This window comes from Mediterranea sp. ET5 (genome assembly GCF_023337025.1).
Lineage (GTDB): Bacteria > Bacteroidota > Bacteroidia > Bacteroidales > Bacteroidaceae > Phocaeicola_A.
Window position 1 is genome coordinate 234,123 of sequence record NZ_JAMBLN010000001.1, and the last position, 23,546, is coordinate 257,668.

Sequence of the window (23,546 nt, forward strand, 5' to 3'; positions counted from 1 at the left end):
TTTTTACGGAACAAATTTAAGGAATAATATGAAAGAGAGCTGTCAAGCAGACTTCTTTTTTTCAACAACTGACAATAACTTTTCAACAACTTCATTGCCTATCTCCAATCAAAGTTTTTCCTTTTGGCAAACTTTTCATAGAAGCAAAACTCATAACACCCTAATAATCAATAGTCATTTATTCAGTTTTGGAAAACTTCATAAATAGGCATAAAATCTTTATTGAAAATTTTGCCAATAGAGAAAACATGTATAGCTTTGCCGACACATTCGTTAGCCCTGTCTCAACTTCTACAACCGAGACCTGACACTAAATTCAGAAATCAAGGACTAACACATAATACCTACCATTGTGGAAAAGCAAACTTATACGTACGACGAAGCGTTTAATGCCTCCCTGGATTATTTCAAGGGAGACGAGTTGGCTGCACGCGTTTGGGTCAACAAATACGCAGTGAAAGATTCGTTTGGTAACATCTACGAAAAGTCACCAGCCGACATGCATTGGCGTATCGCCAACGAAGTGGCACGCATCGAAGCCAAGTATCCGAACCCGATGAGCGCACAGGAGCTCTTCGACCTGATGGACCATTTCAAGTACATTGTTCCTCAGGGAAGCCCCATGACCGGTATCGGCAACGATTACCAGATTGCCTCGCTGTCCAACTGCTTTGTCATCGGCATGGATGGTTCTGCCGACTCGTATGGCGCCATCATCCGCATCGATGAAGAACAGGTGCAGCTGATGAAACGTCGTGGCGGTGTCGGGCACGATCTCTCACACATCCGTCCGAAAGGTTCACCCGTGAAAAACTCGGCACTGACCTCCACGGGTCTGGTGCCGTTCATGGAACGCTACTCCAACTCAACCCGTGAGGTCGCACAGGACGGACGCCGCGGTGCCCTCATGCTGAGTGTCTCCATCAAGCACCCCGACTCGGAAGCTTTCATCGATGCCAAAATGACGGAAGGCAAGGTGACAGGCGCCAACGTCTCGGTAAAGCTCGACGACGAATTCATGCAGGCAGCCATTGACGGTACGCCCTACGTACAGCAGTTCCCCATAGATTCCAAGAACCCGAAGGTCAAAAAGGAAATCGATGCGTCGGCGCTGTGGAAGAAAATCGTACACAATGCCTGGAAATCGGCAGAACCCGGTGTACTCTTCTGGGACACCATCATCCGCGAATCAGTGCCCGACTGCTATGCCGACCTCGGCTACCGCACCGTGTCAACCAATCCCTGCGGTGAGATTCCATTGTGCCCGTACGACTCCTGCCGTCTGCTTGCCATCAATCTTTATTCCTATGTCATCAATCCGTTTACTCCGGAGGCCTATTTCGACTTTGAGACATTCGAAAAACATGTCGGCTATGCCCAACGCATCATGGACGACATCATCGACCTGGAACTGGAGAAGATCGATGCCATCATGGAGAAGGTCAAATCAGACCCTGAAAGTGAAGAGGTAAAAGGTTCGGAAGAGCACCTGTGGGAGAAAATCTACAAGAAGACCGGACAGGGACGACGCACCGGCGTAGGTATCACCGCCGAAGGTGACATGCTTGCAGCCATGGGGTTGCGATATGGCACTGAAGAAGCTACGGCTTTCTCTGAAAAGGTACACAAGACCATCGCCCTGATGGCATACCGCTCATCAGTCAACATGGCAAAGGAACGTGGTGCCTTCACCATCTATGACAGCGAGCGTGAGAAGAACAATCCGTTCATCAACCGCCTGAAGGATGCTGACCCCGAACTGTATGAAGACATGGTGAAATACGGACGCCGTAATATCGCCTGCCTCACCATTGCCCCCACGGGAACTACCAGTCTGATGACACAGACCACCTCAGGCATCGAACCCGTATTCATGCCGGTCTACAAACGTCGTCGGAAGGTAAATCCCAACGACCCCGAAGTACACATCGACTATGTGGACGAAACGGGTGATGCATTTGAAGAATACATTGTCTACCACCATCACTTCCTCACCTGGATGAAGGCGAACGGTTACGACACGGACAAGAAATACACCCAGGAAGAGATTGACGCACTGGTTGCCCAGTCACCCTACTACAAAGCGACTTCAAACGATGTAGACTGGCTGATGAAAGTGAAGATGCAGGGACGCATCCAGAAGTGGGTGGACCACTCCATCAGCGTGACCATCAACCTCCCCAACAATGTGGATGAAGACCTCGTCAACCGCCTCTACGTAGAGGCCTGGCGTTCGGGTTGCAAGGGTTGTACGGTCTATCGGGACGGTTCGCGTTCAGGAGTGCTTATCTCTGCCAAGAACGACAAGAAGAAAGAGGAACCGGCACCCTTCAAACGTCCTGAAATCGTCGAGGTGCGTCCGAAAGTATTGGAATGCGACGTGGTGCGTTTCCAAAACAACAAGGACAAATGGGTGGCTTTCGTCGGTCTGCTCGACGGACATCCGTATGAAATCTTCACCGGATTGCAGGATGACGATGAAGGTATCGTACTCCCGAAGTCGGTGACTCACGGACGCATCATCAAGAACATCGATGAAAACGGCAACAAACGCTACGACTTCCAGTTCGAGAACCGCCGTGGCTACAAGATGACCGTGGAAGGTCTGTCTGAGCGTTTCAACAAGGAGTACTGGAACTATGCCAAGTTGATTTCCGGCGTGTTGCGCTGGCGGATGCCGATTGAAAAGGTCATCAAGCTGGTAGAATCGCTCCAACTCGACAGCGAGAACATCAATACGTGGAAGAATGGTGTGGCACGTGCCTTGAAGAAGTACGTCATTGACGGCACGGAAGCCAAAGGCATGAAATGTCCGAACTGCGGCCAAGAGACTTTGGTCTATCAGGAAGGATGCCTCATCTGCAAGACCTGTGGTTCGTCACGCTGTGGATAACCCACCAACCGACAACAAAGAAAATACAGAATTATAACCCATCATACGTCCGCGCCCCGCAAAAAGCGTGGACGTATCTGTTTTTCCCTTTTTACATCCCATGAACATGTACATCCTACTCAAAGACGTCCGTTTCTATGCCCGCCACGGTGTAGACCCGCAGGAAACTGCCGTAGGTGCTGTCTTTACCGTCAGCCTGAAAATCAAAACGGACTTTACCCAAGCCCTGAAAACCGACGAACTGGCAGGAACACTCAACTATGCTGAAGTGTTCAACCGTGTCAAGGAAGAGATGGCACACCCCTCCCTCCTCCTCGAACATGTAGGCGGACGCATTCTCAACCGTCTGTTTACTGATTTCCCCAACATCGAACAGATTGAGCTTGAACTGCTCAAACAGAATCCTCCCATGGGAGCCGATTGTACCGGGGCAGGCATTCTGCTCACCGTCGGAAGAGAGGAATGGAATAAATAGCAAAAAGAGGATGCATCCGGTGTGGATGCATCCTCTTGTGAGCCGAAACCGGGACTCGAACCCGGGACCTATTCATTACGAATGAATTGCTCTACCAACTGAGCCATTTCGGCTTTTCCCTTAAAGGCGGTGCAAAGATAATGCTTCTTTGGTAAACTGAAAAGAAAAGTCGATATTTTTTTACTTCCTCTCCTCATTTTTCTTACGGACTCGCTTTGGTGAATAATGCCCCTCGACGTATTTCGCTACTCGGGAAAGCTTGTCCATGTCGTCGGCATACCGACTCCACAACTGCCGGTACACAGAGGGAATGGCCAGGTCATCAGCCGGATGGTCCTTCACAAAGGGGTCGAGGGCAGCATAGACATGGAGCAAAGCGACGATTTCTTTTGTCGGACGCTTCACTTGCCGCGCCAATGCCATCACTTCCGGTACCTTCTCGTTCATGGTTGAAATGATGAGCTGAAAATAAAGGTTCAGGACCAATGTCCCGATGCAAAAATCCTTCAGCAATGCCGTAGCCTCCCGATGCGCCAACTTGGGCTGACCAAAATAGATGCTCCAGACAGCCGGATTGTCATCCCCGAAAACATCCTCCCCGGCATCAAAGGGGAGCACAGGATACCACTGCTGGAATTGCATCATCCTCCGGCAAAAGGCGTCAGGTGTACGCCCCAGCAACTGCGCCCGGTCAACCAGCGTTTCATCGGTGACAGACTTCATCCCAACGGGTTTACTCAGATACAGGTCCAGGACCAATAGCGACTCTTCCTTGCTCCACTGTTCCATATTCATAGACTTTCAATTCTTTTTCGTGAAGCAAATATAGCCTTTTTGCCCGGAATCAGGCGTTTCTTGGTGACACATTTTAGAAAGAAGCTTATCTTTGCGCCCTGAAACAAGCAACTTCACTCGCAATGAAACGAAAGAAAACCAAGACAACGAAAACATGGCTGGCTGTGATTGTGGCGTTGGGCGTATCCTACCTCTTCGGTTTATATAAACAAGGAGGGAAAGCTGCCCTTCCCGAGATACCGGTTCTGCAACAGGCTGCCCCTCAACCAGCTGCTTCACCGACGACTTCCCGTTCGTCGGATGGAGAAAGGGGAATGGCTCTGCCTGCTCCTTTGGATAGCCGCGACGAACACATCCTGCATCATAAGGGATTTGTCGTATCCTATAACGCTGAATGGAAGATTCCGAACTGGGTGGCATGGGAACTCACAGCCAGTGAGACCCAACCTAAGATGGAACGGGAAGATTCCTTCTGCGAGGACCCCGACTTCAAAGGTCCGCAAGCGACTTTGGACGATTACCGCCGCTCCGGTTACAGCCGCGGACACATGGTGCCGGCAGCCGACATGCGTTGGGACGAACAAGCCATGGCAGAGTGTTTCTATCTGACGAACATGTGTCCGCAACAGTCCGCCTTCAATGCCGGCAACTGGGGACAGCTGGAACGTCAATGCCGCGAATGGGCACAGCGCGACAGTGCCATCTGGATTGTGTGCGGACCGATAGTCGGGAAAAGCCCGAAACGTATCGGACAGGGCAAGGTCGTCGTACCCAGCGCCTTCTTCAAAGTCATCCTTGCACCCTACGCCAAGACACCCAGAGCCATCGGCTTCATCTATCCTCACCGGAACAAGAAGGGAGCCAAGATGCGTGAGTTCATGATGAGTGTGGACGAAGTGGAACGTCGTACTGGTATAGACTTTTTTGCATCCTTACCGGATGATGTAGAGCGTAAGGTGGAGGCGCAAAACCCGGCAGGACGCTGGCGGTTCATGGACGACCGGAAGAGATAGACAGAGGGAAAAGAAAGATTTTTTTATCCAATCCTTGTACGATTACAATATTATTTCTACATTTGTACAACGAAAAAGATGAGCCGCATTGGTAGAACTGGGAAACTCATCAATTACACTGAAATACCGAGATACGCTTCAATCTCCAATGGCGGGCCACGCCTTCGGGTAGCTTTAAGCCGGTGGATTACAAAGGGGATGAGCTCTCAAATCTTATTACTCGGAGTTTCATCGCATCACCAGTGCGGCTTTTTCATATAGCAAGAGAGGATGTTTCGCAGGAAATGTCCTCTCTTTGTTTTTATCCCCTTCCCATAACGGTTCCAACCATTCCCATCCGACATATATATCCCCAGACAACGCATGTATCGGCATTTGACAAAATGTCAAACGAAGGGCGTCACAGTGCCTTTCCTCGCACCAAAATGCAGGTTGGTGGATTCCGAGGCCCTTCTCAGGCGATTCGCAAAATACACTTTGTCATCGGTTCGCGTCGGATGACATACGTATGAGAATCGGAAGGACTGGGAACCTTTCTCACAGACATCTTGCGCCCGAATCCTCATCCATTTTATTACCTTCTGATTTTTTGACGCAGCACTCCTTCCAGAGAGTGAAACTCGAAGTTTTTCAGTTTCAGTCTCCAAAGATTTGACTTCCGGGCATGAAACAATCGTGTTTGGAGGGGGAAACTATATTGTTTGACGCGGCAAACTATATTGTTTGGCTCGCGAAACAATATTCTTCCGGGCACGTTTTGCCTGTTTTCTGGAAATGGAATGTATAGTTTTCCTAAATAAGAGACCTTTTCGAAGGTTTTCGTTCACGTTTCTTTGCACTTCATCTCCAGTTTAACCGGAATTTGAAAAGTGTTCGTTAGCGGAAAACGGCAATTTGGGAAATAAGGGAAGCAGAGGATGGGATATGCTTTCAAAGTGTCAGCAGTCACCATACACCATGAATCTGTCAAACCAACTACCCATTTCATTCAATAACTGATTTACACCGCATCTCTGAAGGATTCATGTCCGGCGGAACGGCAGGAGAACCTCTACATTTACGCACGAATTTCAGCAGTGAAATGAAAGACTAATTACCAAACTACCTGAATGTTTAACTTTAAATGAAACCTGTATGAACAAGCTATTCATGCGAGCCTCCCTATGGGCTCTGTTTTCTTTGGCTTTAAGTACTTCAGGCTGTAGTGATGACTCGGGGTTCCCCGATGTGGACGGACAGAATCCGGTCCTGACACTGACGAGCGAACACATCGAGTCGGGGGCAGGACATGCCTTCACCATCACCGGAGAACTGGAAGACAAAGATGGCATTGCTTCAGTCAATCTCTCCTGCCCGGACCTCTATCTGGACAAGACCATCGACCTCATTGATATCTATGGCGAACCTAAACCAACCTATCAATTGAATTATTCGTTCAACCTGAAGAAGGATGAAATCGGCGAGCGCTTTGTCATCAAGGTGACCGTGACGGACGTCGGCGGACGAAGTGTCTCCAGGGATGTGCTCGTCACCATGGACGGTGACTTCTCGGCTCCTGCCTTCACCGCATCGCCTGATAAAGAGGTGACGGTGCTCATCAAGCAGCAGACGTCCTTCAAACTCAGCTTCACGGCGACCGACGACCGTCAGCTGGACTATGTCCTCATCAACATCCCCGGCGTGGAAGGATATGCCGACAAGAAAGTGGATGCCGGCGGACAGTCCAGCCTGACCCACACCGAGCGGTTTACCCTGCCCAATGTCGCCAAGAGCTACAACATCACCCTGAAGGCGGTCGACAAGAAAGGCAACGAGACCGTCGCCACGAGTGTGCTCAATGTCTCGGAAATGCCGGACTTCCCGAAGATGTATCTTGCCGACGTCGCCACGGTGGAAGAGCTGAACAGCGACGTGTTCGGCGTGCCGATGGTCATCAGCCATACGGGAGCCTACCAGTACCGTGCACGCTACTACAACGAGACTGCCGGAACCAAGATTTTCTTCCTGCCGCAAAAGACCGACTTCGCACCCATCTGCTTCGGTCTTGACCCGGACAACAAGAGCAAGCTGACCGACGACCCGGAAACAGCCCTCCCCATCGTCCTCGACAAGGCGGGCGTGTACTATGAAATCGACCTCAACGTCAAAGAGGGCACCTTCAAGACACGCACCTACTCCGTCGCCGAAGCTACCGACCCCATCAAGTACAAGAAGTACGGTGCAGGTTCCGCCAACTTTGACCGTTGGGAAAGCGGAAGCGAGATGATTGACTTCTACCTCGGCTGGGGCGGTTCGCCGTCAGACGCAGGCAACCACAAGTTCGTGCAGGACGCTAGGAACCCTCACCTGTTCTACTACCCTGCACCGGGAGATACCTGGACACTGGAAGCCGGACAGAAGATGAACTTCATCATCACCAACTACCACCCCGACGGCTGGTGGGACCATGTGGAATGGCGTGTGGACAACTCGGAGGACATCGAGAAGTTCGGCTATTTCTCCAAAAAGAACGATGTGAACCCCGACTGGGAAGGCACCAACCGCAAGTGGGCAAACGGCACGGCTGTCGGCGACAACTGGGCGAAACCGACCGTGAAGACGGGAGGCAACTACCGGTTCGTGTTCGACGCCCACCTGGGACGCGGAAAGATTGTTCCGGCAAAATGAGTAAAGAGACAATAGCTCCAACCAATCAGATTTAACGACAATGAAAAGACAACTGATATTCCTATGCTGCTTCCTGCTGACAAGCCTCAGCCTGCTGGCACAGCAGCTCAACCTGAGCGGAAAGGTGATATCCGGGACAGACAAGCAGCCCGTCATCGGCGTCACCATCAAAATCAAGGGAACCGCAAAAGGCACGACAACCGACATCGACGGTAACTACAGGCTTACCGGGGTAGACCGGAACGCCACGCTGGTGTTCACGTCCGTCGGTTATACCACCCAAGAAATCAACGTGAAGGGACAGACCGTACTCAACGTCACCCTGCAGGAAGCCAACGAACTGCTCGACGAAGTGGTGGTCATCGGCTACGGCGCAGTGAAGAAGAGCGACCTGACCAGTTCCATCTCGACGGTCAAAGGCGATGAAATCGTGAAACAGACGACCGGCAACGCCATGGATGCCCTGCAAGGCAAGGTCAACGGTCTGCAGGTGGCAAGCGGTGGCGGACCGGGCACCACACCGAAGGTCATCATCCGCGGTGTGACCACCGTCAACGGGAGCTCACCACTCTATGTGGTCGACGGCATGCCGGTCGGAGACAACATCAACTTCCTCAACAACAATGACATTGCCTCGATGGAGATTCTGAAGGACGCAGCTGCTGCCGCCATCTACGGTACGCGTGCCTCCAACGGCGTCATCCTCATCACGACCAAGAAGGGCATGGCAGGCAAGACGACCATCAACTTTGCCGCCTCCGTCGGCTTCCAGACCCTCTCGAAGCCGAGCATCGCGTCCGCCGAAGAATACAAGGCGACGTTCAACGCACGCTATGAGAACGACGGCAAGGCTTCCATCTGGAACGATACCGGTGCCACGACCAACCCGGGCGGAACGGACTGGTGGGACGAAGTGGTCAACAAGACCGCCCTCATGCAGAACTACTCGCTCAACATCTCCGGCGGCAGCGACAAGCTGCTCTACAACTTCAGCGTCGGCTACTTCCGCAACAACTCACAGTACGACGTGGGCTACTGGGACAAGGTCAACGTACGCCTGAACACCGAATACACCTTCAACAAGTATGTGAAGCTCGGCGTCGACATCGCTCCGCGTGTGGAGTCGTGGGACAACACGCCCAACCTCTTTGGAGCCGCCATGGCGATGGACCCGACAACCCCTGTCTTCAAGCCGGAAGACAAGTGGGTGGACAACGTCTACAACAACTACCAACGCTCCTACAACAACCAGGAGTGGAACCCTGCCGCCTCACTGGCACGCTCGAACGGTCATTCGCGCGACCTCGGTGCGATGCTCAACTCCTGGCTGCAGATTACGCCGCTCAAGCAGCTGAACTTCCGCACCCAGTTTGCCACGAACGCCCACTTCCGCCGTTCGGACGGCTACACGCCGCAATTCTACATCGACGCCCTGGAGCAGTCGACCCTGAGCGACGTGTCCCGCCAGAGTCAGGAGTGGATGGACTGGAACTGGACCAACACCCTCACCTACATGGACACGTTCCGGGAGAAGCACAACTTCACCGCCATGGCAGGCTTCACCGCCGAACGCTATGCGTGGTTCAACACCTATGCTGCCCGTGCTGCCGTGCCCAGTGACCTGGAAATCATGCGCGAGGTCAGCGCCGGCACCCAGAACCAGCGTGCCAACGGCGACACGTCCTACAACACCCTGGCATCCTTCCTCGGACGTATCATGTACAACTACGACAACCGCTACTACGTGACCGCATCGCTCCGTGCCGACGGTTCGTCGCGCTTCCCCGAAGGCAGCAAGTATGCCTACTTCCCCTCGGTATCCGTGTCATGGAGAATCATCGGCGAAGAGTTCATGAAGGACCAGGAGGTGTTCGACAACCTCAAGCTGCGCGCCGGCTGGGGTAAGGTGGGCAACCAGAACATCAGCAACGACGCCACCCTCACCCTGCTCGGACAGAGCGACTATGTGTTCGGCGCCACCCCGCAACGTGTGACCGGTACGAGTGTCTCCACCGTCGGCAACAACCAGCTGCGTTGGGAGACCGTGGAGGACTGGAACGTCGGCATCGACATGTCCGTCCTCAAGTCACGCCTCGACTTCACCTTCGAGTACTTCCAGAAGAAGTCCCACGACATGCTCTACTCCAAACAGAACGTCCTCGTTGCCGGCTATCCCAACTGGAACAGCACGCTGTGGATGAACATCGGCAGCATGCAGGCTACCGGCTGGGAGATGAGCCTCAACTGGCGTGACAAGGTCAGCGACTTCGCCTACAACGTCGGGCTGAACCTCTCCTCCATCCGCAACAAGGCCATCAAGTTCTCCGGCGACGGCCCGATAGCCACCGGCGGCTTCCATAGCGACCAGATTATCCGCAATGAAGACGGAGGGCTCATCTCCCGCTTCTATGGCTATGTAGCCGACGGACTCTTCCAGAACCAGACCGAAGTGAACGCCCACACCAACGAGCACGGCAAGGCCATCCAGCCCAACGCCAAACCGGGCGACATCCGCTTCAAGGACCTGAACCACGACGGCGTGCTCGATGCCAACGACAAGACCTGGATCGGTAACCCCTATCCCGACCTGATGCTGGGCTTCAACCTGGGACTGAACTGGAGGAACATCGACTTCTCCGCCAACTTCTACGGCACCTTCGGCAACGACATCTACAACAAGACCAAGGGCTACTACTCGGGAGAGAATGGTCAGAACGTCTACAAAGGCACGCTTGAAAAAGCATGGCACGGCGAAGGAACAAGCTACGACATTCCGCGCATGAGCTATACGGCTTTGGAACTCAATTACCACCGTGTGTCCAGCTTCTACGTCGAGGATGGCTCCTACCTGCGTTGCAAGCAACTGCAGATTGGTTACACCCTGCCAAAAGCATGGGTGAGCGGCTCGCAGCTCCGTCTGTCGTTCTCTGCACAGAACCCGTTCACCATCACCGGCTACTCGGGCATGGACCCCGAGCGTCCGCAACTCGACGGCAGCGTGATTGAAACCGGTATCGACGGCATCGGCTATCCGAACCCGCGCACATTCTTATTCGGACTTGACTTGAAATTTTAACTGCTATAACTTATGAGACACAAAGTACTTACCATATTGGCTGTCGCCTCCCTGTGCTTCTCGTCGTGCGACGACTTCCTGACGGAAGACGTGCGGGGCAGACAGAATCTTGACACTTACTTCCAGAGTGCCAACGACGCCCAGTCGTTCGTGACAGGCTGCTACCAGGCCATCACGTTCGGCGGCTGGTGGAACATCAACACCGTGTGGCTGATGTCGGAGATGTGCAGCGACGACGGCTGGATGGGCAACACCACCCAGTCGCAGAGCGACTACATCTCACTGGCACACTACCAAGGCTCCGGACAGAGCAACGGCGCCATCTCCAACTTCTGGCAATACCGCTACAAGGGTATTCTGCGCTGCAACATCGCCATCGACCGCATCGGCAAGTCCAACCTCGCCGACGAACAGCTGAAGCAACGCCTCATCGGCGAGGCGCGTTTCCTCCGCGGATACTTCTACTTCGAGCTGGTGCGCAACTTCGGCGGAGTGCCCCTGGTGGACGCCTTCAAGATGCCCGAAGAGATTGCCGGCATCACCCGTTCGTCGGTGGAGGACTGCTACAAGTTCATCGAGGCGGACCTGAAGGCGGCTGCCGAAGTGCTGCCCAAGCGCAGCGAGTATGCAGCCAGCGACATCGGACGTGCCACCCGGGGTGCCGCCCTCGGACTGCTCGGCAAGGTCTACCTCTACCAGGAGAAGTGGGGCGAAGCCTACGAAGTGCTGAAGCAGGTCATCGACTCCAAGGAGTACGACCTGATGGAGGACTTCGGCGACGTGTGGAGCGTGGACCACAACAATAACAAGGAAAGCCTCTTCGAGGTGCAATACATGTACGACGAGACCTACTCGCTGGGCGGCGCCCTGACCGTCATCACCGGTGCACGCTCGGGACCCGGCGACGGCTGGTCCTGGGGTCAGCCGACTGCCAACCTGGAGCAGGCATACATCGATGCCGGAGACACCGTCCGCCTGAAGTGGACCATCATCAAGACCGGCTGTACGGAGATTGCCGGCGAGAACCAGTTCGACAAGTTCGTGGAGAACAGCAAGAACATGGCGCAATATGACGCCTACCTGAAGGAGTACGGCTGGGACCCGGACTGCTACATCATCGACCCGGCACAGCACAAGTCCGCCCGCATCGTGCGCAAGTACTTCGTGCCACTGGAGAAACGTCCGGAAATCTACAACATCGACCGCATCCCGCTCGACCACCGCATCCTGCGCTTCGCCGACGTGCTGCTGATGTTTGCCGAGGCTAGCAACGAGCTGGGCAAGGACACCGAGGCACAGGAAGCCCTGAACCGGGTACGCCACCGCGTACACCTGGCGGACGTGACGGCAACAGGTAACAACCTGCGCAAGGCGATCCGGCTCGAACGCCGCCTCGAACTGGCGTGGGAGCAGAACCGCCTCTACGACATCCGCCGTTGGAAGGATGACAATGGCAAGCCGGTCATCGCCAACCTCATGGGACCGAACGGCTCGTTCGTGAAGTTCAACACCGACCCTGCCACGCGCGACCGCTACGAATGGGAGAACCAGGGAGAATCCAGCGACAAGGGCATCACCTTCGACCCCGACCGCGACATGGTCTTCCCCATCCCCCTGTATGAAATCACCCAGTCGAACGGCTCCATCAAGCAGAACCCCGGCTGGAACTGACAGGCGGAAGGAGACGGACCGCTCCTCCCCTCCCGGCACACGGTCAGAAGGGAAGGAGCCCGGCCTATCCGTCATCATCCCCGGGGATAGACACGGACAAAGCCTGCCTTAGACGGACCAAAGTATTATACTTAGCCAGCCTAAGTATTATACTTAGACCCCCTAAGTATTATACTTAGGTCCGTATAAAGCCTGGTTTAATCCGATTCATCCCCCGTGCCTGCGGGATTGACCCCGGGGGATGACCGACTGAAGCACCCGACTGTATCCATGCTGCCGCTTATAAGGGTCGAAACTCTCTATAAGCGGCAGTTCATTTATCCATGTTACACTCAACTCATCAAACCCATCCCATCATGAAACCATCCCTTCTATTACTCAGCATCGCGTCCGCCCTCCTCGCCGGTTGCTCGGACAGCGACTCTCCCCTCACCCCCGACACCCCGCAGCAACCCGACTTCGTCAGCGTGGAGAAGGCAGTCAGCATCGACGCCGGCACCACCTACCAGACGATGCGCGGCTTCGGAGCCTCCGACTGCTGGACGGCGGACTACGTAGGGCAATACTGGACGCGTCAGCGTGACGCCATCAGCGAACTGCTCTTCTCCACGGACATCGCCGACGGCAGAGCCAAAGGCATCGGCCTCTCCCAGTGGAGGGTCAACCTCGGTGGCGGCACAGCCGCACAGGGAGACGCCAGCGGCATCGACGACAAGACACGCCGCGCCGCCTCCTTCCTCACCGGCACGGGTCAGTATGACTGGAACAACTGCCGCGGACAGCAATACTTCATGCAGCGTGCCAAGGACATGGGCTGCCCCTCGTTCGTCCTCTTCAGCAATACGCCCCCGGTGCAGTTCACGCGCAACGGCAAAGGGTTCTCAGCCAGCGGCGCCTGTTCCAACCTGAAGGAGGATGCCTACGACGACTTCGCCGACTACCTCGCCACCGTGGCGCAGCACTACCTGCACGCGGGCTATCCCGTCACCCACCTGTCTCCCGTCAACGAGCCGCAATACAACTGGGACAGCGGACAGGAAGGCAGCGGCTGGCAGAACAGCGAGGTGGCACGCCTCATCCGGGAGCTGGACCGCGCACTGACCGACAAGCAGGCGGACGTGACCATCCTCCCCGGCGAAGCGGGCGACTGGGAATACCTCTACAAGACCAAGGGGGATGCCACACGGAGCAACGTCATCGCCGACTTCTTCACCCCCTCTTCCGCGGACTACATCGGCAACCTGAAGCATACCGCCAACCTCCTCTGCGGACACAGCTACTGGACCGACGGCACCTGGAACGGCATGCGCAAGGTGCGTCAGCAGGTGGCAGCAGCAGCCCAAGCCAAAGACATCGAGCTGTGGCAGAGCGAGTGGAGCATGCTCGGCGACGGCTACAGCAGCGAGGAGTTCGTCGGCTATGACAAGGCGACGGAGATGGACATCGCCCTCTACATGTCCAAGGTCATCCACAACGACCTCACGCAGGCAGGCGTCGGCTCATGGAGCTTCTGGACGTCGATGGACGTGCCGCGCTGGGGACACCAGAACCGCTTCCTGCTCATCGCCCTGACACCTGCCGGAGGCGAGAACGGCGACCTCGCACAGGAGGGGAGCTACCGTCCGACTGCCACCCTGTGGGTGCTGGGCAACTACAGCCGCTTCATCCGTCCGGGCTACGTCCGCATCCGGATGGACTACAACGAGTCGCGCCACTTCTTCGCCTCGGCATGGATGTCACCGGACAAGAAGGAGGTCGTCGCCGTCTACACCAACCTGACGAGCGACAAAGGCATCCGGCTCAGTGAGACCCACACCGGATGGCAGGGCAAGGCGGCGTCCGTCAGACTCTACACGACCACAGCCCGCAAGCAGCTGGCGGAGAGCAGCGTCACCCCCGACGGCCCCGTCGTGCTCGAACCGATGAGCGTAACCACAGTCGTCTACCAACTCAACTGAAACCCATGAAACGATACATCTACCTCTTACTCCTCTGCGTGTGCTGCACGTTCCGCCTTCCGGCACAGGTGTCGTTCGGCGACGCCACACGCTTCAACGACGGCTGGCTGTTCCGGCTTGCCGACGACTCGCTGATGTCGCTCCCCACCTTCGATGACAAGGACTGGCGGAAGCTCGACCTGCCACACGACTGGTCGGTCGAGGGACACCTCTCCCCCGACCTGGCAAGCTGCACCGGCTACCTGCCCGGCGGCATCGCCTGGTACCGGAAGCACTTCCGTGTGACAGACCGGGCAGCCCGCCACTACATCTACTTCGAAGGCGTCTACAACCGCAGCGAGGTGTACCTCAACGGCCACCTGCTGGGCAAACGCCCGAACGGCTACATCTCGTTCCTCTACGACCTGACGCCCTACCTGCAGGGAGGCGACAATGTGCTTGCCGTACGGGTGGACCACAGCCGCTACGCCGACTCGCGCTGGTACACGGGGTCGGGCATCTACCGCGATGTGTGGATGGTGGCAGCCCCGGAAATCCATTTCGCCCAATGGGGCATCGGCTGGAAGCTGGTGCGCATGAGTGCCGGGAAGGCAACGGTCGACGTGGATGTGCAAATCGAGAAACACACCGCCGCCACACAGCCGCTGCGAGTCCGCTCAACCCTCTATGACGCGCAGGGGAAGGCAGTGGCGCACGCCACACAGACGGTGAGGGAGCTCGCCCCCGGTACGGTCCGCCGAAGCCTGCGGCTGAGCATCTCCCATCCTCACGTCTGGGACCTCGACCGTCCGTATCTCTACACCCTGAAGACTGAACTGCTGAGTGGCGCGGAACGCATCGATGCCGCCACGACCCGCGTAGGGCTCCGCACGCTGACCTTCGACGCCGACAAAGGCTTTGCGCTCAACGGACGCTGGATGAAGGTGAAGGGTGTCTGCCTGCACCACGATGCCGGAGTGCTGGGCGCCGTCGTCCCTCCCGAAGTGTGGGAGCGTAGGTTGCGGAACGTGAAGGAGGTGCTCGGAGCGAACGCCATCCGTCTGAGCCATAATCCGCAAGCCCCGGTCGTGTATGACCTCTGCGACAATCTGGGCCTCCTCGTCATGGACGAAGCGTCGGACGAGTGGGAGTTCCCCAAGCGCAAGTGGGTCAAAGGGTGGAACGTGGGCGAACCGTCGTTCGACGGCTCCTTCGACTTCTTCGAGGAATGGATTGACCGTGACGTAACGGACATGGTCCGCCGCGACCGCAACCATCCGTCGGTCTTCCTCTGGAGCATCGGCAACGAGGTGGACTACCCCAACGACCCGTACTCCCATCCGGTGCTGGACGGCACCTCCATCAACCAGCCCATGTTCGGCGGCTACAACCCGGACGCACCCGACGCCCTGCGCATCGGCGAGATAGCCAAACGGCTGGCAGCCTGCGTACGCAAGGTGGACACGAGCCGTCCGGTGACCGGAGCGCTGGCAGGCGTGGTCATGTCCAACCAGACCGCCTATCCGCAGGCGGTGGATGTGGTGGGCTACAACTACACGGAGAACCGCTACGACGAGGACCATGCCACCTACCCGAAACGCATCATCTACGGCAGCGAGACGGGCTCCGGCATCGAAGCCTGGCAGGCGGTGAGAGACCGCGACTTCATCTTCGGACAGTTCATCTGGACGGGCATGGACTACCTCGGCGAGTCGGGCAGATGGCCTTCACGCGGACTGGGTACGGGACTGCTGGACTTTGCCGGCTTCGCCAAGCCGCGCGGACATCACCGTGCCGCCTTGTGGCGTGAAGACCCGGTGACCTACATCGGCACCTACCCTGCCGCTCCCCGCCTCTCGCCCGATGCCTGGGACAGCTGGAACTACCGTCCGGACGAACCGGTACGTGTCGTGTGCTACACCAATGCACCGCAAGCCCGCCTGCTGCTCAACGGCAAGGAAGTGGGCACCCTGAAACCCAACGACGACCAGACCGGCATCATCAGCTGGGACATCCCCTTCCGGGAAGGAACGCTCCGTGCGGAAGGGTGCGACACCGACGGCAGGGTGCTGTCCGCCTACGAGATAGTCTCTTCGGGCCGCCCCTATGCCTTGCGGGCGACGGCAGACCGGCACGTGTTGCGGGCAGACCGCGGCGTGGCACACATCCAGGTGGAAGTGGTGGACGAGAAAGGGACCGTCGTGAAGCTCAGCGACAACGACATCTCCTGCCACATCGAGGGCCCGGCACGCCTGCTGGGACTGGAGAACGGCAACAACACCGACATGAGCGACTACACCGCCCGTCATCGCCGCGTCTTCCACGGCAACCTCCTGGCTTACCTCCAAGGCACGGGGGAGAAAGGGGAGATTGTCGTCCGCTTCACCTCTCCCCTCTTGCAGGACTGCGTCGTAAGGCTGAAGGCTGAATAAGCCCCTCGGGAAGATACCCTACACGCAAGAGAGGCACAAAGACACCGGAACGTCAGGACTCACAGGTACCGTGCTCCGGTGTCTTTGTGCCTCTCTGCTTATCCGGCTTACTCCTTCGTCTCCGCCTCTTCAGGTTCGCCTGCCCTTTCCTGACCGGCATAGCAGGAAGGCGGCACCCCGAACTGCTGCTTGAAGCACTTGCTGAAGTAGTAGGGGTCGCTGAAGCCCACCATGTAGCAGACCTCGGAGACGTTGTACTTCTGTTCGAGCAACAGCTCCGCCGACTTCTTCAGGCGGAGCAGGCGGATGTATTTGCTCGGGGTATAGCCCGTGATGCCGCACACCTTATTATTAAAGGTCGTGCGTCCCAGATGCATGGCGGTCATCAGGTCGTTGATGGACAGGTCGGGGTCTGCCAGACGCTGCCCGATGAGTGCGTTCAGTTCGTCAATGAACTTCTGGTCGAGCTCGGAGGCAACCAGCACGTTGGTCTTTGCCGACGAGTCCCTGGAGAACTTGTCGCGCAGCTTGTCGCGTTGCTCGATGAGCTTCATGATGCAGGTCAGCAGGTATTTCAGGCTGAAGGGCTTGCCGATGTAGAGGTCTGCCCCCTTCTTCATGCCTTCCAGCCGCTTGTCGGCAGAGTCCAGTGCGGTGAGCAGCACCACGGGGATGTGGCAGGTGTTGAAGTCCTCCTTCAGGCGACGCGTCACCTCAAAGCCATTCATGCCGGGCATCAGGACGTCGCAGATTATCAGGTCCGGGTTGTAGGCACGCGCCTCCTCCAGACCGGACTTCCCGTCGGGCTTGGCATGCACCTCGAAGTAGCGGCTTATCTCCTCCTGCAGGAAGCGGCGCACATCGTCGTCGTCCTCGATAATCAACACCTTGCGCGGGTTCAGCGACGCACCGGGCTGGGGCAGGTCGTCCCGTCCGTCGGTCTCCGTCCCCTCCTCCCGGTCGAGGAAGGAGATTGCCGGGTCTTCCGCCTGCAGACGGCTGGGCTTGAGGAAGTCTTTCTCCTCGTAGGCATCGGCATGCAGCGGAAGGGTCACAGTGAACACCGAACCTCCGCCCTCGTTCTCCCGGTAGGTGATGGTCCCCTTGTGGATGTTGACCAGCTCGTGGGTCAGGTGCAGCCCCACTCCCACACTGTTGGCAGAGAAGCTGCTCTGCATGAAGCGGTTGAACAGCTCGCCCCGTTTCTCCTTGGGGATGCCCACGCCGGTGTCGGACACACTGATGTCCAGTGTTCCTGCCTCCTCGTTCACCTTGACACGGAAGAGCACCTGTCCGTTGGAAGGCGTGTACTTGAAGGCATTCGAGAGCAGGTTGTAGACCACCTTGTCCAGGTTCCCCTTGTCGATGAACATGGTGTAGGACTCCACGGACGGCAGGAAGCGGAAGTCGATGTCCTTGGACGCAGCCATGTCCCGGAACGTAAGGAAGATTTCATAGAAGAACGCCATCACGTCAGTCTCTTCGAGCGAGAGCGCCAGCTTGTTGTTCTGCATCTTGCGGAACTCCAGCAACTGGTTGATGAGCCTCAGCAGACGCAGGGTGCTCTTCTCCATGATTTTCAGAGACGGAAGCATCTCGCGGGGAATCCGCTGGAAGCCGGCGATGCGCTCCAGTGCTCCCTGTATCAGGGTGAGCGGCGTCCGGAACTCATGCGAGATGTTGGTGAAGAACACCAGCTTGTACTCCGTCAGCTGCTTCTCCACCTCGATGCGGTTGCGCAACGTGTTGAACTTGTGCATCAGGCGGAAGAGCAGCCAGGCTATCAGGATGCACAGCAGGACGTAGAACAGATAGGCCCACGTCGTCTGGTAGAAAGGCGGAGCAATGACGATGTCGAGTGTGGTCTCCTTGCAGCCCGTCGTCCCCGAGCCCTTGCAGGACTTCACACGCAGGACGTATTTGCCCGGCGGAAGGTTGCGGTAGATGGCGAAGTTCAACGACGACGGCGCCACCCACTCCTTGTCATAGTTCTCCAGCTTGTAGGTATAGTTGGCTTCGTTCTCGGGCGAATAGTTGAAGGTCGAGAAGGTGATGATGAGGGAGTTCTGCTTGTGGTTCAGACGGAGGCGGTCCGTGTAAGCGATGTCGTTCTCCAGCGGAGAGCCGGGTGTGTTCGGACGGGTCTCGACCCCGTTGATGCGCAGGGAGGTCAGCACGACACGGTCGAATGCCTGGGAGGCATGGTTGCTCTTCACCGTACGCGGGTCGAACACCACCAGTCCGTAGTTCGAACCGAAGGCGATGCGTCCGTCGGGCAACATGCAACCGCTGTTCTCGATGTACACGTTCCCCAGCTCGAAGGCGGAGAAGAAGTAGTTCTGGAAGGAGTGGTCGGAAGGATTGAAGCAGGAGATGCCATACTCGGTGGAAATCCAGAAGCGTCCGTCCCGGTCCTCAATAATGGACTGCACCATGTCGTTCACCAGTCCCTCGTTGGTCGTGTAGTGGCGGAAGGTGGAGCTGGCGAGGTCCTTGTCCGGCTGACAGACACAGATGCCCGCGCCCGACGTTCCCAGCCACATGCGTCCGTTGCGGTCCTCATACAGGCACTTGATTTCGTTGTTCCGCAGCTTGCCGTTCCGGCTGCTGAACTCCACATAGCGGTCAGAATCCGCCAACAGCTCCTCGGGACGGAAGACGAAGGCACCGTCGCTGGTCACCACCCAGATCCGTCCGTTGTGGTCCTCCAGCAGGGAGCGCACCTGACGCTGCCCGTATGTCTTGTTCAGGAAATGACGGAAGGTGTAGGTGCCGTCAGCCTGTGGCACAGCCAGGTCCAGTCCGCCGCCGAAGGTCCCTATCCACATGCGCCCCTTGCTGTCACAGAGGAAGCAGAAGATGTGGTTGAACCCCAGGCTGCCGGACTTCTCGCGGTCGCTGACGTACCATTTGCCGTCGATGCGCAGTCCGTTGCCGCGGCTGCCCAGCCACACTTTCCCCTGACGGTCCTCCGCCACGGCATAGATATTGGAATGTTCGAAATGCTCCTTGGAGAGCACGTTGAGGTCGTTGTCACAGACATAGAGACTGCCGTTGCGGGCACTGACCCAGATGTGTCCGTCGTCCTTCAGGCGGGTCACCACCCGGATGATGTTGGGAGCGCCCAGACTGTTGATGCCGTTGGGGTAGATACGCTGCACGCTCTCGTTCAGTACCGAGAGACGGGACACCCCCGTAAACTCCGAACTGATCCAGATGCCCTGGCTGCTGTCCTCCATCAGGTATTGCAGGAAGTTGGAACGGATGTGGCTCGAACCGTCCATGTTCGCCGTGAAGTGTTGCAGCTCTCCGGTGTGCAGGTCGTAGGCGAACAGCCCGTTCCCGTAAGTCGACATCCAGAGAATGTCGCGCGAGTCGTGCACGAAGCTGTAGCGTTCACGGTCGATGTACCCCATCTGATAGGGTTCCATCAGGCGGAAGTGGATGACCTCGTGCGTCTTCACGTTGACATGCCACACCACGCCGGTGCCGTTGTACAGCCAGTAGTTGCCCCGGTTGTCCTGCGTCACCTGTGCGTTGGGGATGTTGAGCTGTCCGGCGGACGTGAGCTGCCCCGTGCGGGTATGCAGGACATAGCCTCCCCGGGTGGTGAAGATATACCAGTCGTCCTGCAACGACAGGGTCCCCAGGACGGACTCTTCAACGACGCGGGGGATGCGCGCCACCTCGACAGGAGTCTCACTTCCGTCTTCAATGGCAGAGATGACGCCGCGCGAAGAGAGGAAATAGACTGCCTCCCCGAACGACTGTGCCGCATAGGCATTCGGGTCGCGGACCAGCAGACGCGTCTTGCCGTCCTGCTCCGTCAGAGCCACCCCCTTGTCCATACCGATCCAGATGCGTTGACGGTAGTCCTCATAGACATAGTTCACATGATTGGAAGGGAGGTTGCCCTTCTCCTGCTTGAAAGCGATGGACCTGAATCCGTCGCCGTCAGGTCGCTTACGGTAGCAGATCCAGCGACATCCGTTCGACTTGTGCCACAACCAGATGTCGCCAAGAGACGTCTGAAGCTTGCTCCCGTAGCGTTCACCGTATTCCCCGCATCCGGTGAAGTCGACGAAGCATCCGTGGTTCAAATCGTAGCAGCTGTACATCTCGTTGGTCAGATTGATCCACAGGAAGCCGTGCTTGTCCTCATCAATCCGGCGGATACGGTGGTCAGCCAGCGAGAGCTTGTCGGTCTCGGGATAGAAATTCAGGAACGAGCTGCCGTCGTAGCGGCTCAGTCCGTTGAGCGTTCCCATCCAAAGGAACCCTTTGCTGTCCTGGAAGATGCAACGGATGGAGTTGTTGGCAATGCCGTCGTGGGTGGTCATGTGACGGGAGCGCACTTCCACCGACGCCCACAGATACAGGGGCAGACAAAACAGAAGGGTACAGAGGAGTGAGGTCTTATGTCGTATATCCATAGTTCAGGAGGTTCGTAATCAACGGACAAAGATAGGGATTTCTTTTCAAACCGCGACACGAACCCCCGAACTGTCCTAGCGCAGGTATTCAGCAAAGAAGCTCTCGATGGCGTCGAAGGGTATCTTGTCGAAGTTGTCATACAAATCCGTATGGTTCGCACCGGGAACGACCAGGAAGACCTTGTTGTTTTCTTTGCCGGGAACGACCGTCAGCTGCTTGTAGGCATCACTGCCGAAATAGAAGGAGTGCGCCTTTTCACCGTGCACAATCATCACGGCACTTTCAATCTCTCCGGCACGACTCATCAGCGGAAAGTTGATCCAGGGAATGGGAGACGTCGCATTGCGTCCGCCGTTGGAATTGAGGGAACGCGGATGATAGCCCCGTTTGGTTTTATAATAGGCGTGATAGTCGCGGAGGAACTGAGGCGCATCGTCGGGCAACACATCAGGAACCCCGCCACCCAGTTTGGGCGTACCGTTCCGGTAATCCTCCGTCCGCTGTGCAGCCAGCTGCTCCCTCAATGCCTTCCGTGCCTCTGCATTGTCGGCGGCATCGAAATAGCCGTTGGCACTCACCCGACTCATGTCATACATGGTCGATGCAAGCGTAGCCTTGATGCGGGGGTCGGCAGCTGCCGCATTGATGGCGAGTCCTCCCCATCCGCAGATACCGATGATTCCCACCTTCTCCCGGTCTACGTCAGGGCTGGTCACCAGGTAATCGACCGCCGCACAGAAGTCTTCCGTATTGATGTCCGGCGACGTCATGTAGCGTGGCTGACCTCCGCTCTCGCCCGTAAACGAAGGGTCGAAAGCAAGGGTGACAAATCCCCGTTTTGCCATCTCCTGCGCATACAGCCCGGCAGCCTGCTCCTTGACGGCTCCGAACGGACCACACACGGCGATTGCCGGCAATTTGCCGTCAGCCCCTTTCGGCTGATACCTGTCTGCGGCAAGTGTGATGCCATACCGATTACGGAATGTCACTTTGCAGTGTTCCACCTGGTCGCTTTGGGGGAATGTCTTGTCCCACTCTTGTGTCAGATTCAGTTTTTCTTCCATAATGCTGTTCGTTTTAAGTTGGTTGTCCTGTGCATGCAGACTCCCTGTTCCCAGACAGGAAGCCAGACACAGGCATGTGATAAGTACGCTTCTCATAACGTTGTTTTCATGAACGGTTTCACGTTGTTTTTCCGAGGACAAAAATACGACAAGAGCCCCACAACCCGATTGCTGTGAGGCTCAAATGCGTTTGCTGAGAAGGTCAGCAGGAAGAAACTGTTTCTAGGACCTCTTGCTGACGGGAAACACTTCAGTCGGTGCAACACCATACTGCCTCTTGAATGCCGTCGAGAAGTGCGACTGATTCTTAAACCCCACCCGGACGTAGACATCCGCCACTTTCGCCTCTCCTTCCTGCATCATGGCGTATGCCGCCTCCAGCCGTTTGCGGATGAGCCACTTTTCAGGCGTCAGGTCACTGATTTTCTTGAAGTCCCGTTTGAAGGTCGCAAGACTTCTGCCCGTATAGTGCGCCAGTTCCTCCATCGTGAACTCATACATGTAATTCTTGTCCATGAACTCCAGGATATCTATTTTCCACGGCTCGTTGAAATCAAACAGTGTCGGTGCAAACCGTCGGTCGATGTGCAGCAGGGCAAGCAACCCTTCCTGCAACTTCAGGTGCATGAAGTCCTCCTGCGGCTTTACTTCCGGGTCAAAAAACGGGGTCAACGAAGCAAAGAGGCTGACTATCTCCGCCGTCCGGGGCAACTTGATGACACCCGGCTCCAGCTTCGGTGTGTCGGCAGCAACCTTGTATGGTCCGGACTTGGCATACATCTCCCGCAGGAAGTTACGGGTGAAGTTCAGGAAGATGCCACAGTACCTCTCTCCGTTCAAGGGCCTTTTATACATTGTTATATGGTGGTCACGCGGGATATAGACACACTCCCCCTTCCCGACATGTATCTGTTCGTCTCCGCAGTCCAGGACCATCTCTCCGGAATACACGTAATTCATCGCATATTCCCGTGAACGGTGGATACAGGCGCTCACATCATCATAAAAGAAGCTGTAGAATATGTCTTCATAGTTGAATATCAGTTTCATCGGACCAAGTTGTCCCTCGTCTACCTGTTTCATGGTTGT

The 23,546-nt window shown here is 56.4% G+C and carries 12 protein-coding genes and 1 tRNA gene; 8 read left to right on the forward strand and 5 right to left on the reverse strand.

The window, feature by feature from the left end; genetic code table 11:
* Nucleotides 1–352 precede the first annotated feature (352 nt).
* Together M3087_RS00965 and folB are read left to right on the forward strand one after the other, a co-directional pair.
* Nucleotides 353–2,893: an adenosylcobalamin-dependent ribonucleoside-diphosphate reductase gene (locus M3087_RS00965; RefSeq protein ID WP_249093075.1), complete on the forward strand. Its 2,541-nt coding sequence runs from the start codon at nt 353–355 to the stop codon at nt 2,891–2,893.
* Nucleotides 2,894–2,999: 106 nt separating this feature from the next.
* Nucleotides 3,000–3,368: a dihydroneopterin aldolase gene (gene folB / locus M3087_RS00970; protein ID WP_106625826.1), complete on the forward strand. Its 369-nt coding sequence runs from the start codon at nt 3,000–3,002 to the stop codon at nt 3,366–3,368.
* A gap of 40 nt (nt 3,369–3,408) precedes the next feature.
* Here folB and M3087_RS00975 read toward each other — a convergent pair.
* Together M3087_RS00975 and M3087_RS00980 are read right to left on the reverse strand one after the other, a co-directional pair.
* Nucleotides 3,409–3,481 (reverse strand) — tRNA-Thr (locus M3087_RS00975).
* A gap of 67 nt (nt 3,482–3,548) precedes the next feature.
* Nucleotides 3,549–4,163 carry a hypothetical protein gene (locus tag M3087_RS00980; RefSeq protein WP_249093078.1) on the reverse strand — a complete coding sequence of 205 codons (615 nt, stop codon included), beginning with the start codon at nt 4,161–4,163 and terminating at the stop codon, nt 3,549–3,551.
* A 122-nt stretch (nt 4,164–4,285) separates the two neighbouring features.
* Between M3087_RS00980 and M3087_RS00985 the strand changes: the two genes are divergently transcribed.
* The 6 genes from M3087_RS00985 (at nt 4,286) to M3087_RS01010 (ending at nt 16,959) form a co-directional block, all read left to right on the forward strand.
* A complete protein-coding gene (locus M3087_RS00985) occupies nt 4,286–5,176 on the forward strand; it encodes a DNA/RNA non-specific endonuclease (RefSeq protein ID WP_249093079.1) in 891 nt (296 codons plus the stop codon).
* A gap of 1,134 nt (nt 5,177–6,310) precedes the next feature.
* Nucleotides 6,311–7,843 carry a hypothetical protein gene (locus M3087_RS00990; RefSeq protein ID WP_249093081.1) on the forward strand — a complete coding sequence of 511 codons (1,533 nt, stop codon included), beginning with the start codon at nt 6,311–6,313 and terminating at the stop codon, nt 7,841–7,843.
* A 40-nt stretch (nt 7,844–7,883) separates the two neighbouring features.
* Entirely contained in the window at nt 7,884–10,919 is a 3,036-nt protein-coding gene (locus M3087_RS00995; protein ID WP_249093084.1) for a SusC/RagA family TonB-linked outer membrane protein, read from the forward strand.
* Nucleotides 10,920–10,931: 12 nt separating this feature from the next.
* Nucleotides 10,932–12,590 carry a RagB/SusD family nutrient uptake outer membrane protein gene (locus tag M3087_RS01000; protein ID WP_249093086.1) on the forward strand — a complete coding sequence of 553 codons (1,659 nt, stop codon included), beginning with the start codon at nt 10,932–10,934 and terminating at the stop codon, nt 12,588–12,590.
* Between the two features lie 356 nt (nt 12,591–12,946).
* The gene (locus M3087_RS01005) at nt 12,947–14,548 is read left to right on the forward strand and encodes a glycoside hydrolase (RefSeq protein WP_249093088.1); all 1,602 of its coding nucleotides are present in this window, start codon (nt 12,947–12,949) and stop codon (nt 14,546–14,548) included.
* Nucleotides 14,549–14,553: 5 nt separating this feature from the next.
* Entirely contained in the window at nt 14,554–16,959 is a 2,406-nt protein-coding gene (locus M3087_RS01010; RefSeq protein ID WP_249093090.1) for a glycoside hydrolase family 2 TIM barrel-domain containing protein, read from the forward strand.
* 107 nt (nt 16,960–17,066) lie between these two features.
* Here M3087_RS01010 and M3087_RS01015 read toward each other — a convergent pair whose 3' ends face one another.
* The 3 genes from M3087_RS01015 to M3087_RS01025 form a co-directional block, all read right to left on the reverse strand.
* A complete protein-coding gene (locus tag M3087_RS01015) occupies nt 17,067–21,392 on the reverse strand; it encodes a hybrid sensor histidine kinase/response regulator transcription factor (protein WP_249093092.1) in 4,326 nt (1,441 codons plus the stop codon).
* Between the two features lie 75 nt (nt 21,393–21,467).
* Nucleotides 21,468–22,553 carry an alpha/beta hydrolase gene (locus M3087_RS01020; protein WP_410796751.1) on the reverse strand — a complete coding sequence of 362 codons (1,086 nt, stop codon included), beginning with the start codon at nt 22,551–22,553 and terminating at the stop codon, nt 21,468–21,470.
* 126 nt (nt 22,554–22,679) lie between these two features.
* Nucleotides 22,680–23,507: an AraC family transcriptional regulator gene (locus M3087_RS01025; protein ID WP_249093240.1), complete on the reverse strand. Its 828-nt coding sequence runs from the start codon at nt 23,505–23,507 to the stop codon at nt 22,680–22,682.
* Nucleotides 23,508–23,546: the final 39 nt, after the last annotated feature.

Bases quoted from the DNA above. Each gene is read 5' to 3' on its own strand.
- M3087_RS00990 (WP_249093081.1), top strand. From the start codon at position 6,311: ATGAACAAGCTATTCATGCGAGCCTCCCTATGGGCTCTGTTTTCTTTG.
- M3087_RS00995 (WP_249093084.1), top strand. From the start codon at position 7,884: ATGAAAAGACAACTGATATTCCTATGCTGCTTCCTGCTGACAAGCCTC.
- M3087_RS00985 (WP_249093079.1), top strand. From the start codon at position 4,286: ATGAAACGAAAGAAAACCAAGACAACGAAAACATGGCTGGCTGTGATT.
- folB (WP_106625826.1), top strand. From the start codon at position 3,000: ATGTACATCCTACTCAAAGACGTCCGTTTCTATGCCCGCCACGGTGTA.
- M3087_RS01025 (WP_249093240.1), bottom strand. From the start codon at position 23,507: ATGAAACTGATATTCAACTATGAAGACATATTCTACAGCTTCTTTTAT.
- M3087_RS01000 (WP_249093086.1), top strand. From the start codon at position 10,932: ATGAGACACAAAGTACTTACCATATTGGCTGTCGCCTCCCTGTGCTTC.
- M3087_RS01005 (WP_249093088.1), top strand. From the start codon at position 12,947: ATGAAACCATCCCTTCTATTACTCAGCATCGCGTCCGCCCTCCTCGCC.
- M3087_RS01010 (WP_249093090.1), top strand. From the start codon at position 14,554: ATGAAACGATACATCTACCTCTTACTCCTCTGCGTGTGCTGCACGTTC.
- M3087_RS01015 (WP_249093092.1), bottom strand. From the start codon at position 21,392: ATGGATATACGACATAAGACCTCACTCCTCTGTACCCTTCTGTTTTGT.
- M3087_RS00980 (WP_249093078.1), bottom strand. From the start codon at position 4,163: ATGAATATGGAACAGTGGAGCAAGGAAGAGTCGCTATTGGTCCTGGAC.
- M3087_RS01020 (WP_410796751.1), bottom strand. From the start codon at position 22,553: ATGAGAAGCGTACTTATCACATGCCTGTGTCTGGCTTCCTGTCTGGGA.